Source organism: Caulobacter sp. RHG1, assembly GCF_013181195.1.
In the GTDB taxonomy this organism is placed as follows: Bacteria; Pseudomonadota; Alphaproteobacteria; order Caulobacterales; family Caulobacteraceae; genus Caulobacter.
Window position 1 is genome coordinate 1 of the sequence record NZ_SMZP01000002.1, and the last position, 11,981, is coordinate 11,981.

General features: G+C 67.7%; 12 protein-coding genes. 2 read left to right on the forward strand and 10 right to left on the reverse strand.

From position 1 onward, the window contains the following. Positions 1-98: 98 nt before the first annotated feature. Positions 99-662 (reverse strand): PAS domain-containing protein, encoded by a 564-nt coding sequence (locus E1H18_RS03920; protein ID WP_172263914.1) that lies wholly within the window; start codon positions 660-662, stop codon positions 99-101. Between the two features lie 360 nt (positions 663-1,022). Between E1H18_RS03920 and E1H18_RS03925 the strand changes: the two genes are divergently transcribed. Together E1H18_RS03925 and E1H18_RS03930 are read left to right on the forward strand one after the other, a co-directional pair. Then, positions 1,023-2,501 (forward strand): PAS domain-containing methyl-accepting chemotaxis protein, encoded by a 1,479-nt coding sequence (locus E1H18_RS03925; protein WP_172263916.1) that lies wholly within the window; start codon positions 1,023-1,025, stop codon positions 2,499-2,501. A 666-nt stretch (positions 2,502-3,167) separates the two neighbouring features. Continuing rightward, complete coding sequence (locus E1H18_RS03930; protein ID WP_172263918.1) at positions 3,168-3,767, forward strand: DUF2939 domain-containing protein; 600 nt, start codon at positions 3,168-3,170, stop codon at positions 3,765-3,767. Here the strand turns inward: E1H18_RS03930 and E1H18_RS03935 are convergent. The 9 genes from E1H18_RS03935 to E1H18_RS03975 are packed head-to-tail and all read right to left on the reverse strand — an operon-like array spanning position 3,764 to position 11,977. After that, on the reverse strand, positions 3,764-4,219 hold the full coding sequence (locus E1H18_RS03935) for a tyrosine phosphatase family protein (RefSeq protein ID WP_370526416.1): 456 nt from the start codon (positions 4,217-4,219) through the stop codon (positions 3,764-3,766). The two genes, E1H18_RS03930 and E1H18_RS03935, sit on opposite strands and share 4 nt — an antisense overlap. 26 nt (positions 4,220-4,245) lie before the next feature. Then, a complete protein-coding gene (gene cobS / locus E1H18_RS03940; RefSeq protein WP_172263920.1) occupies positions 4,246-5,013 on the reverse strand; it encodes an adenosylcobinamide-GDP ribazoletransferase in 768 nt (255 codons plus the stop codon). Beyond that, positions 5,013-6,044: a nicotinate-nucleotide--dimethylbenzimidazole phosphoribosyltransferase gene (cobT, locus tag E1H18_RS03945; protein WP_172263922.1), complete on the reverse strand. Its 1,032-nt coding sequence runs from the start codon at positions 6,042-6,044 to the stop codon at positions 5,013-5,015. The genes cobS and cobT overlap by 1 nt, the downstream gene beginning before the upstream one ends. Continuing rightward, positions 6,041-7,501 carry a cobyric acid synthase gene (locus E1H18_RS03950; protein ID WP_172263924.1) on the reverse strand — a complete coding sequence of 487 codons (1,461 nt, stop codon included), beginning with the start codon at positions 7,499-7,501 and terminating at the stop codon, positions 6,041-6,043. The genes cobT and E1H18_RS03950 overlap by 4 nt, the downstream gene beginning before the upstream one ends. Then, complete coding sequence (cbiB, locus tag E1H18_RS03955; protein WP_172263926.1) at positions 7,489-8,415, reverse strand: adenosylcobinamide-phosphate synthase CbiB; 927 nt, start codon at positions 8,413-8,415, stop codon at positions 7,489-7,491. The genes E1H18_RS03950 and cbiB overlap by 13 nt, the downstream gene beginning before the upstream one ends. Beyond that, complete coding sequence (locus E1H18_RS03960; protein WP_172263928.1) at positions 8,405-9,181, reverse strand: ABC transporter ATP-binding protein; 777 nt, start codon at positions 9,179-9,181, stop codon at positions 8,405-8,407. Before E1H18_RS03960 ends, cbiB begins: the two co-directional genes overlap by 11 nt. After that, positions 9,178-10,164 (reverse strand): iron ABC transporter permease, encoded by a 987-nt coding sequence (locus tag E1H18_RS03965; RefSeq protein WP_172263930.1) that lies wholly within the window; start codon positions 10,162-10,164, stop codon positions 9,178-9,180. The genes E1H18_RS03960 and E1H18_RS03965 overlap by 4 nt, the downstream gene beginning before the upstream one ends. Beyond that, positions 10,161-10,997 carry an ABC transporter substrate-binding protein gene (locus tag E1H18_RS03970; RefSeq protein WP_172263932.1) on the reverse strand — a complete coding sequence of 279 codons (837 nt, stop codon included), beginning with the start codon at positions 10,995-10,997 and terminating at the stop codon, positions 10,161-10,163. The genes E1H18_RS03965 and E1H18_RS03970 overlap by 4 nt, the downstream gene beginning before the upstream one ends. Then, complete coding sequence (locus E1H18_RS03975) at positions 10,994-11,977, reverse strand: aminotransferase class I/II-fold pyridoxal phosphate-dependent enzyme (RefSeq protein ID WP_370526417.1); 984 nt, start codon at positions 11,975-11,977, stop codon at positions 10,994-10,996. Before E1H18_RS03975 ends, E1H18_RS03970 begins: the two co-directional genes overlap by 4 nt. Positions 11,978-11,981 lie beyond the last annotated feature (4 nt).

Consider the following 11,981-nt stretch of genomic DNA (forward strand, 5'->3'; position numbering starts at 1 on the left):
CGCGCCCGCCCGTCGCCCGACTGCCAAGGCCCTGAAACCCTGACGTGACAGGAGGTCCCCTCCCCGTCATCCTGCCCAGGCCCTTCGTCGCACTTCAGTTAGAACCCACACTGCGTCATCCCGATCATGCCAGCCAAGGGCGTGCGGAGCTCGTGGCTCATATTGGCGAGAAAGCGCGCCTTGGCCGCCACGGCCTGCTCGGCCCGTTCCCGGGCCTCCAGATTCTCCGCAACGGCCGCAAGCCGTTGCGTTTCGATCTCGGTGATATCGGTGGCGACCTTGATGATCTTGTAGGGGCGGCCGTTTTCGTCAAGGACAGGGTTGTAGACGCCTTGGATCCAGACGTCGGAGCCGTCCTTCGCGACCCGATGGAACGTGTCGGAGAAGAACTTGCCTTCGCGAAGCCGCCGCCAGAAGTCGATGTAGCCTGGGGTCCTGGCCTCATCGTCGGCCACGAAGACCGCGTGGCGGCGCCCAAGGAGCTCGTCGAGATGATAGCCCATCGTCGTGAGGAAGTTTTCGTTGGCCGCGAGGATTTGCCCCGACAGGCTGAGTTCTAGAATCAGCTGTGAGCGGTTCAGCGCGGCGAAGGTCCCCGCCATGTCGCGCGAATTGGCGACCTGCGGCTCTACCCAGGGACAGAAGGCGGGTGTTGAAGCCATAACGCTCACCTCAACCAGCGTCGCTTGAGGACAATCCCCCCGGTGTAGGCCCGGTCGCGGCGGTTTCAATTTAGATGAATCTATTTAGTATATATACAGAATTCAACAATGTCGCTATCGCTGCGACAAAATGACATAGTAATTCATGTGTCAAGTACAAAAAATCTAACTATCGTTGACATAAATCAATTTACCCCACGTTTTACATCGAAATACATGAAGCATCAGATACTCAAGGCCCATTTTGGGTTTTATTGACTATAATTTGCATAAATCGTTAATATTTGACGCGCCTTTGGAGCGTACGCCAGAGATTTAGAAAGGGGTGGCGCCCGGCCACTCTCTTGGGGAAAAAGAGCCATGGTCTTCATGTCCGCCAAAACGCGCAGCGCGTTGGCTGATCTACAGAGGCAGAACCTTGAATTTGAGGCCCTGATCGCCTCCATCGAACGTTCCCAGGCTCGTGTTGAGTTCGATTTGGCCGGCAACGTGCTCGACGCCAATGACAACTTTCTCACTACGATGGGCTACGCCCTTTCGGAAATCAAAGGCCGCCACCACAGTCTGTTCGTCGACCCGACCTATGCCCGCAGCGCCGAATATGCCGATTTTTGGCGCCGCCTGAATGCCGGAGAGTTCTTGGCCGATAAGTACCAGCGGGTGGGCTCCGGCGGGCGAGACGTGTGGATACAGGGCTCCTACAACCCGGTCTTCGACGCCAGCGGAAAGCCCTACAAAGTTATCAAGTTCGCCAACGACGTCACCCAGGTCGAAGTCGAGCGCCTGCGCAATGAAGAGATCCGTAGGAAGGCGGAGGATGACAACCACGTGGTCTCAACCCTCGCCGATAGCCTGCAACGACTGGCGGCTGGCGACCTGACGGCCAAGATCGCAATCGATTTCGGAGGCCGCTACCAGGCCATCAAGGACGACTTCAACGCCGCGCTGGAGAGCCTGCTCGGCGTGATCGTCGCGGTCACGAACTCGACCGACGCCATGGCCAGCGGATCAGCCGAGATCGCCTCGGCCTCGCAGGATCTTTCCAAGCGCACGGAGCAGCAGGCTGCCGGACTGGAGCAGACAGCCGCAGCGCTCGACGAGATTACCGCCACGGTCCGCCGCAGCGCCGCAGGCGCAATTCAGGCGGCCAAGACGACATCGGCCATCAAGGCAGACGCCGTGCGATCCGGCGAGGTCATGAGCCGGGCGGTCGTGGCCATGGGGGCCATCGAGCGAAGCTCCGGCGAAATCAGCCAGATCATCGGCGTGATCGACGAGATCGCCTTCCAGACCAACCTGCTGGCCCTGAATGCCGGCGTAGAGGCCGCGCGCGCGGGGGATTCCGGTCGAGGCTTCGCCGTCGTTGCGCAGGAAGTCCGCGCCCTGGCCCAACGCTCGGCGGACGCCGCCAAGGAGATCAAGAGCCTCATCGCCACGAGTGCGACCCAGGTCACCGAGGGCGTCGCCCTGGTTGGCGAGACCGGCAGCGCCCTGACGGGAATGGTCACCAAGATCGGGGAAATTGACAGCCTGATCGGCGAGATCGCCAAGTCAAACCAAGAACAGTCCACGGGTATTGGCGAGGTGAACGCCGCCGTCAATCAGATGGATCAGGTCACCCAGCAGAACGCCGCCATGGTGGAACAGGCCACTGCCGCAGCGGCCAGTCTCAGCCACGAAGCCCAACAGCTTGCCCAGCAGGTTGGCCACTTCAGGACGGGTCGCGAGACCACGGCGCGAACTCAGGTTAGCGCCGTCCGCCCGCAGGCTCCGCCGACCAGGAGCCGGCCCAGGATTGTGGCCAATGGGGGCTCCCAAACCAACTGGGAAGAGTTCTAGTGCGCGGTGGAGCCGGAGACCAGTGCGTCCCGGCTTTGGACAAACCAATCTGGGATTCTGCCAATTAGCGCCAAGGAGACGAAAAATGCCTAGCAGCGACAACCAGTCAATTCTTCGCCTCCAAACCAGCTTGTTTGGCGCATTGGTGGGCGTACTCGTTGGAAAGACCCTCGTCTCGCGAGGGGAAATAGCAGTGGCTCTCAACTTGATGATCGACGCTGAATCAGACCCAGTGACAAGGGAGCTCTTACTTATCACATCGCGAATGATCGACCCGAGCCTCGCCGACGCCGGGCCTGTATGCCTTAGGCTCATCTAGGGCGCGCGCGACACGCGCTTTCAACGTCAACGTCCGCAACCCACCCTTCTGAGAAGTTCGGAACGTCCCCTCGCGGCGAGCAAACCCGTCAGAGCCTCGCCCGCCTGGCGGCGCGCTCGGTAAGATCAAAAATGACCAAACACTCTTGCCCTTGCCACGGTCGCCGGTCGGGCTCTGCGCGGTGTGAGAGCTCCGCGCCCGCCCGCCGCCCGACGCCAAACTCAGCGCCGGGTGACATTTCTAAATGGCAGACTCCGCGACATCTCTAAGCGGCGTAGACAATGTTACCGCGTGTCTCGGTTGACCGCCGGCCCCAGGCTCTGGCCCTATTTGCGCTGGAGGATCTGATGACTCGTTCGAACCGTTTGCTGATCGGCGCTGGCCTATGTGCGGCGCTGATCCTCGCCGCGATCTACTTTGCGTCGCCGATCCTGGCCCTCAAGGGCCTGACGGACGCCGCCAAGGCCGGCAATCGCGACGAGCTGGCGGAGCGCGTCGATTTCCCGGCCGTGCGCGAAAGCCTGAAGATCCAGCTGAAAGCCGTCATGACGCGCTCGTTCGCCGAAGATCCGGCGCTGCGCGACAATCCGTTCGCGGCGCTGGGCCAGATGCTGCTGGTCGGTGTTGTCGACAAGGCCGTCGAGGCCTACGCAACGCCGGACGCCATCGCTTCGATGGTCGCCAATTCGCGCGCTCCCAAGGAAATCTCGACGCCGCCGGCGCAAGGTTCGACCGCTCCGCCGCCGGAAGCGTCACGCGAGACGCCGCGCGAAAAGTCCAAGACCGAGACCCGCTACGCCTATCAAGGCCTGGACCACTTCCGGGTCAGCTATCACGAACGCGGCAAGCCCGACGACAGCGACTTTGGCCTGCTGCTGGAACGTCAGGGCTTCTTCAAATGGAAGCTGGTGCGCATCGAGCTGCCGGGCGGCCTGGGTCGCCGTTAACCAAGTCGCCAGTCGATCGACGCGCCTTCGAAGGCGTCGATCCCCCGTCCCAGCGTGGCGATCGCCCGCCGCATCGCACCGCCGCGTCCCAAGGCGTCGTCGGCCAGACTGATCATCAGGGCGTTCGGCGTGGCTTGAGGGCAGGATGTGCGCAAAAAAGCCGCCAAAGCCCCCTCCTCGCCTGCCTGCCGATGGGCGCAGGCCAGGATATAGGCCGCCGCCGTCGAACGGCTGACGCCCGCAAAGCAATGGATCAGCAGGGTATCGTGGCTTCGCAGCGCCAGGATCGCCGCGATCGCCTCCGGATCGGGCGCCACGAGGCCAGCTCGCGGCGCGATGATGTCATTGAACCGCAGCACCGTGCGCGAAGCCGCAACGGGCTCGAGCTCGGCGTCCGGCGACACCAGGCTCAACACATGATCCACGGGCTCGGCAGCGAGAAGCTGGGCCACGCGGGATCCCGGACCCACCAGCAGCCTCACGTCAGGAGCGCTCCGGCGCCCAGCAGGAAGCCGACCTCGAACACCTGCTCGACCCCGCCCAGCACGTCGCCGGTGTGGCCGCCGATCAGGCGTTTGGCGGTCAGCGCCAGAGCGGTCGCCAGAACCGCGCCGCCCGCCAGACCGGCCGCCACGGCGTACGGCGGCATCAGGACTAGCGGCCAGGCGGCGAAAGCCAGCGCCAGCAGCACCTCGCCGGTTCGCACGCCCTGCGGCGTCGGCTTCCACTTGCCGGCGTCGCCGCTGGGCGCATAGGGCGTCAGGCGCATGACCACCACGGCGGCGGCGCGCCCTGCCCCATGCGCGGCCAGCAGCATCAGCGCCGCCGACAGCGCCGGCGCCTGGGCCAGCACCGCGATCTTGAGACCCAGCACCAGCACCAAGGCGCAGACGCCATAGGTGCCGATGCGGCTGTCCTTCATGATCTCCAGGCGACGCTGCGCCGTCTGGCCGCCGCCCAGGCCGTCGGCGGTGTCGGCCAGGCCATCCTCGTGAAAGGCGCCGGTGGCCAGCACGCCCACCCCGATGGCCAGCAGCGCCGCGACCAAGCCGCTCCAGGCCTGTTCGGCAGCCAGCAGAATGACGGCGCTGAGCGCTCCAACCCCTTGACCAACCAATGGAAAGTAGCGTGCGGCGCGGGTGATCCAGTCCGGCTCGAACCTCGACAGGGCCGGCATCGGCGCGCGGGTCAGAAACTGGATCGCGCAGACCAGCAGTCGCAGCTCATGTCGCGCTCGCTCCAGCATCACAAGCGGCCGCTCAGGACGTCGTCGAGGCTGGCGACGTCGCTCAGCAGCCGCGAGGCCGCCCGCACCAGCGGAAGGGCCAGAAGCGCGCCGGTGCCCTCCCCCAGCCGCAGGTCGAGGGTCAGTAGCGGCTCGACCGCCAGCCTCTGCAACATCAGGGCGTGACCCTGCTCGGCCGAACGGTGACAGAAGACGCAGTAGTCAGCGACCTCCGGGACCAGCGCGACGGCCACCAGCGCCGCGGCCGAAACGATGAAGCCGTCGATCAGCACGGGAATGCGCGCCGAAGCCGCGCCGATCACCGCGCCGGCGATCATGGCGATCTCCAGCCCGCCGAACTGGGCCAGCACCTCCTGCGGCTTGGTCGCGCCCGACCGCGCGGCCGCGCACTCGATCGCCGCCTGCTTGCGAGCCAGGCCTTCCGCATCATGGCCTGCGCCCAGCCCGACGCACTGGTCCAGGGGTACATCCGCCAGTCGATGCATGATCAGCGCCGCCGAAGCGGTGTTGCCGATGCCCATCTCTCCCAGGGCCAGCACCTCATAGCCATCGGCCACCGCCTGACGCGCGATGGCCGCGCCGCGCTCCAAGGCTTGAGTGACCTCGTCGGCGGTCAGGGCCGACTCTATTGCGGCGTTCCGCGTTCCCCGGCGGACCTTCTGGGCCAGCAGGTCCGGATGGGCCGGCAGGTCGGCGTCCACCCCGGCGTCGACCACCTTCAGATCCGCCCCGACCGCGCGAGCGAACGCGTTGGCGCTGGCCTTGCCGGCCAGGAAGGTGGCGACCATGGCCTGGGTGACGCTGGCCGGATAGGCAGACACGCCCTCAGCGGTCAGGCCGTGATCGCCGGCGAACACCAGCAGCAGCGCCTTGTCGTAGGCCGGTGGCGCGCCGCCCGCGATCAGGCCCAGTTGCACCGCCAGGGTCTCGATCCGCCCCAGCGCGCCCAGTGGCTTGGCCTTGCCGTCGATCGTGGCGCGCAAGGCCCCGGCGGCGTTGGTGTCCACCGGCGCGACGGATGGAAGGGTCATGATGCGATCTCCAGGCCGGCGAGCGCGGCCAGGGCGGGAATATCGAAGGCTTGCTCGAGGACGGCGGCGATCTCGTCCAACGCCTGGTCGATGCGCAGGTCCTGGTCGACGCCGTTGGAAACAGCGCCAAGTTCAGCCAGGAGCGCGGCGCGGGCCTCGCCTTGATCGAACAGGCCGTGGACGTAAGCGCCGCGCACCCGGCCGTCGGCCGACACCGCGCCGTCGCTCACACCATCGTCGAAGGTCAGCATCGGCTGCTCGCCGCCGGTGGTGCGGCCGACATGCATCTCGTAACCGGCAAAACGCGCGCCACCAGCCAGACGCCCCGTCACCGGCCGCAAGGTCTTGTCGCCGGTCATCACGGTCTCGACGTCCAGCAGGCCCAGTCCCTCGACGGCGTCCGGCGCGCCCTCGACGCCGTCGGGGTCCGAGACCCGCCGACCCAGCATCTGGTAGCCGCCGCAGACGCCCAGCACCCGGCCGCCGCGCCGAACATGGGCCATCAGGTCGATGTCCCAGCCCTGAGCGCGAAAGAAGGCCAGGTCCGCCAAGGTCGCCTTGGTCCCTGGCAGGATGACCAGGTCGGCGTCGCCCGGCAGGGGCGTTCCCGGCGGGACGAAGGCGAACGCGACGTCCGGTTCGCTGCGCAGAGCGTCGAACTCGTCGAAATTGGCGATCCGCGACAGCATCGGCACGACGATCCGAACCCGGCGGCCGTCGTCGGCGGCGGCGCGGTCCAGCACCACGGCGTCTTCAGCCGGCAGGCGCCGCGCCGCCGCCAGCCAGGGGGCCATGCCGAGGTCGGTCCAGCCGGTGCGGCGCACGATCTCGGTTCGGCCGTCCTGAAACAGGCTGGGATCGCCGCGGAACTTGTTGATCAGAAAGCCGCGAACCATGGACCGGTCGGCGTCATCCAGCACCGCATGGGCGCCGACCAGGGCGGCGATGACATGGCCGCGGTCGATGTCGCCGACCAGCACCACCGGGACGTCGGCGGAGATCGCAAAGCCCATATTGGCGATGTCGCCGGCCCGCAGATTGATCTCGGCCGGGCTGCCGGCGCCCTCGACGATGACCAGATCGCTTTGCGCTTCGAGCGTGCGGAAACTCTCCAGCACGGTGTCCAAGAGGGCGGCCTTGCGCTCCTGATAGCCACGCGCCTTCCAGGTCCCGGCCATCTGGCCGCGCACCACCAGCTGGGCGCCGACGTCGCTCTGGGGCTTCAGCAGCACCGGGTTCATGTCGACGGTCGGCGGCGTGCGGCAGGCGATGGCCTGCAAGGCCTGGGCGCGGCCGATCTCGCCGCCATCAGCGGTCACCGCGGCGTTGTTGGACATGTTCTGCGGCTTGAACGGTCGCACAGTCAGGCCGCGATTGGCGAACAGCCGGCACAGGCCCGCGACCAGCACCGACTTGCCGACGTCGGACCCGCACCCCTGGACCATCAATGCCGCCATGCGAATCCTCCAGCCAGCAGCATCAACCAGAGGATCGTGCAGGCGACCAGATAGACCTTGAGCGCGCGGGCGAGGTCGTCGGCGTCGGGCGCCCTGCCCTGGCCCAGCACTGGACGGTTGGAGACCTCGCCATCGTACCAGGCCGGACCGCCAAGCTGGACACCCAGCGCTCCGGCCATGGCCGCCTCGGGCCAGCCAGCATTGGGCGAGGCGTGCTTGCCGGCGTCGCGCAGCATGGTCTTCCAGCCGCCGCGTCCTGCCAGGGCGATCAGACCGCCCGCCAGACGGGCCGGGATCAGGTTCAGAAGATCGTCAAACCGGGCCGAGGCCCAGCCGAAACTGCGCCAGCGCGGCTCGCGGTGGCCGATCAGGCTGTCGGCGGTGTTGACGGCCTTGTAGGCGAACAGGCCCGGCAGCCCCGCGACCACGAACCAGAAGATCGGTGCGACAACACCGTCGCAGAAGCTCTCGGCCAGGCTCTCGACGGCGGCTGCGGCGACGCCGGACTCGTCGAGACGGGCGGTGTCGCGGCCCACGATCATGCCCACCGCCGTACGGGCGCCGTCCAGGTCGCCGGCGCTCAGCGGTTTTGCGACTGCGCGGACGTGGTCGTAGAGACTACGCTGCGCCAGGCCGGCGACGCCGACGATGATCACGGCGCAGGGACCGCCGAACGCGGTGACCAGCCAGCCCGCCAGTCCGCTGACGCCGACGATGATCAGCAGGGTCACGATGCCCAGCGCCCGTCGCACGGCCTCATTGAAGTCCGACCGGTTCAGCCGTGCTTCCAGGGCCGATATCAGCGTCCCGATCCACACGACCGGATGCGGCACGCGCTTGTGCAGGGCGTTGGGATAACCGACCGCGGCCTCCAGCGCCGCCGCCGCCAGCACGAGCCAGGGACTAGCCCACACGGCCCAGCACTTCGATCAAGGGACCGCCCTCGCCTTCGTGGCGGCGAACGACCACGCCATAGACCTTGGCCAGGATGTCCGGCGTGAGGGCCGCCTCCGGCGCATCGTCGACGACCAGCTTGCCCTCGTTGAGCACCAGTACGCGGTCGGCGAAGCGGGCGGCCAGGTTCAGGTCGTGCAGGGTGACAATGACGCCCCGGCCCTCGTCGTGGGCCAGTTGGCGAAACAGCGACAGGGCGTCCAGGGCATGGGCGGGGTCCAGGCCCGTCAGCGGCTCGTCGGCCAGCAGCCAGTCGGTCTCGCCGGCCAAGGCGCGGGCGATCAGAGCCCGGGCCCGCTCGCCGCCGGACAGCCGCGTGACGGGCCGGTCGGCGAAGTCTTCCAGCCGCGCCTTGGCGATGGCGCTGTCGACGGCGACCTTGTCCTCGCCGCTGGGCCCGAAGGCCCCCAGGTGTGGCGTGCGGCCTAAGCCGATGAACGCACGGACATCGACATCCCACGCGATTTCAGGGCTTTGCGCCAGGAAAGCGATGTGACGCGCGCGGCGGCGGCCAGGGATGGCGGCGACCGCCTCCTCGCCCAGCCGCGCCTGCCCGGCGTCTGGCTTGCGTAGACCGGCCAGGCACGACAGCAGGGTCGACTTCCCCGCCCCGTTGGGGCCGACGATGGCGATCACCTGGCCGCGCGCGAAATCGGCGTTGACGCCGTCCAGGATCCGGCGACCGCCCAGGCTCAGGGTGATCCCGCTCGCGTGCAGGGCGCTCATGCCAGCCTCCGGCGCATGGTGATCAGCATCCACAGGAAGAACGGGCCGCCCAGGATAGCCATTGCCACGCTCAGCTTGATCTCGCTGGCGGCCGGGGTCATGCGCACCAGGATGTCGGCGGCCAGGGTCAGGACGGCGCCGCCCAGGAACGACGGCAACAGCACCGCGCTGGGCTTGGAGCCCAGCAGCGGCCGCAGCAGGTGCGGAGTAATCAGGCCGACGAAGCTGATGACGCCGGTCACCGCCACGCTGGACCCGACCGCCACGGCGACGCCGATAGCCATCAGCAGGCGGATGCGCGACAGCTCCACGCCCAGGGACTTGGCGCCCTGCTCGCCCAGGGTCAGGGCGTCCAGCGAACGGCCCAGGGTCAGCAGCAGCAGGCCGCCGGCGACCACGCCCGGCGCCGCCAGCTTGACCTCATCGACGCTGCGATCGGCCAGCGAGCCCATCAGCCAGTTGAGGATCTCGTTCACCGCCCACGGGTTGGGGGCCAGGTTCAGAGCCAGGGCGATGGCGGCACCGCAGACCGTCTGGATGATGAATCCGGCCAGCAGGAAGGTCACGATGCTGGAGGTGACGCCCGACAGCGTCAGCAGGGCCGCGACGCCCAGGCCCGCGCCGAGCATGGCGCCGGCCGGCAGGATCCACACCGCCTCGGCCGCTGCGCCCAGATAGAGAGTCAGCACCGCCCCCAGCGCCGCCGAGGTCGAAACGCCCAGCGCCGCCGGATCGGCCAGCGGGTTGCGGGTATAGCCCTGCAGCGCCGCGCCCGAGAGCCCCAGGGCCCCGCCGACCAGGATGGCCAGGATGGTGCGCGGCAGGCGCAGCCCGAAGACGATGGCCCAACGCGGGTCCTCGCCGTGCGAGATCCAGGCGCTCCACGGCGTCCAGACCCGGCCGGCGCAGAGGCCAAGGCCAAACAGTACGATCAGGACGGCCGCCAGCACCGCGCAGACGAGCCAGGGGGATCTGACCTTCATGCGCCCTCCTTCAAAGCTTGAACACGCGCTCTCGCCATGGCCGCGGCGGTGTCGATCAGGACGGGTCCGCCGCAGTAGAGAAGCTTCTCGGGCACCCGCACCGTGCGCATTCGGCCCGAGATCGACTTGAGCGCCGGATGGGTCATGACCCGATCGGCCCAGCTGCGCGCGCCGGGCGCGGGCTCGCCGACCAGCAGCACTTGCGGCGGATCGGCCAGCAAGCGCTCCAAGCCCACATTGCCCCAGGTCTTGAGGCCGTAGCGGCGGGCGACATTCTCGAAGCCGGCCTGGTCCATCATCTCGTCGACCAAGGTGCCGGGCCCGGCGGCGAAGCCGTTCGGCTGGTAGATCAAGGCCTGCAGGCGCCGGCTGCCCGGTGGCGGCGCCGCCGCGGCGATGGCGGCCTCGATGCGGCCCACCAAGCCCTCGCCACGTTGTGGGTGGCCCACCAGGTCTGCGATCTTGCGCACCTGGGCCAGGCTCTCGGCGACGGACTTGGGCACCTTGAACCGGTGCACCGGCACGTGCAGGCGTTTCAGCGCATTGCGGGTGGCCAGGGCCGAGTGCTGGCTGGCCAGCACCATGTCGGGCTGCAGCGCGATGATCTCCTCGGCGCTCTCCCAGGTATAGGGCAGGGTCTGGGCCTGGGCGGCGATGGTGGAGCCGTGCGGCTCGCGGGCATAGTGGCTGAGGGCGGCGATCTGGCCGCGATCGGCCAGGTGCACCAACATCGCGTCCAGGCAATTGTTCAGCGACGCGATCCGGCGCGGCGGGGCCTTGGACGGCACGGCTAGCGACAGCGCGCCGCCGATCATTTCGCGACGCGTGCTCATGCCTCAAGAGCTTCTCGCAAGCGATTGAAATCGCGCATCAAGGGCAAGCCAAATCGAAGCCGATCAGGAAGAGTCGCAAACGGCCGCGTCAGCACGCCCCTGGCGCAGAGGCGCGCAAACAGATCGTGAGCGTCGGCGGCTTCGACCCAGCGAAAGAGGTCGCAGCCGCCCAGCACCGTCAGGCCAGCCTCGGTCAGCAGCCCATCCAGCGCCTTCGCCTGGGACGCCAGCGACGCCCGGGCCGATGCCCGCCAGGTCGCATCGGCATAGGCGCCAAGGCCCAACGTCAGGGCGTCGGCGCTGATCGGCCAGTCGCCTATCATGACGCGAACTTTTTTCGCCATCACCTTGTTCAAGATCAGGAAACCAAGCCTGGCTCCAGGCAGGCCGTAGAACTTGCCAAACGAGCGCAGCACGATCAGACGTTCGATCTCCAGTTCGGCGACACTGAGCTCGGGCGCGACCTCGCCAAAGGACTCGTCGACGACCGTCCAGCGGCCGGCGGCCGAACGGGTCCGGGCCAGGACCTCTAGCGCGTCCCGCTCGATCCGCCTGCCATCGGGATTGTTCGGATTGACCAGCACCAGGATGTCGGCCGTCTCGTCCGGGGACTGTACGGCCATCCCCCGGTCGCCCCAGGCCTCGGTATGGCCGCCGTAGATCGGATCTACCAACGCAGCCCGACCGTCCAGCAGACCCACCACGAGCCGGAGCCCCGCCTCAGCGCCGGCGGTCGCCACGACCCGCGCGGGGTCGGCGACTGCGAACGCCTTCGCCGCCACGGCCTCCAGCCGCGCCAGGTCACGCGGATCCGGCAGTCGCGTCAGAGCCTTGGCCGGCGCGCGCGGCCCCGGCCAAGGCTCGGGATTGATGCCTGTCGACAGGTCCAGCCAGGGCCAGGGCGCGTCGGGATAGGCGGCCATCGCCTCGTGGAGACGGCCGCCATGCCGAAAGGCGCCGATATGGGGAATCGACGCCACGACC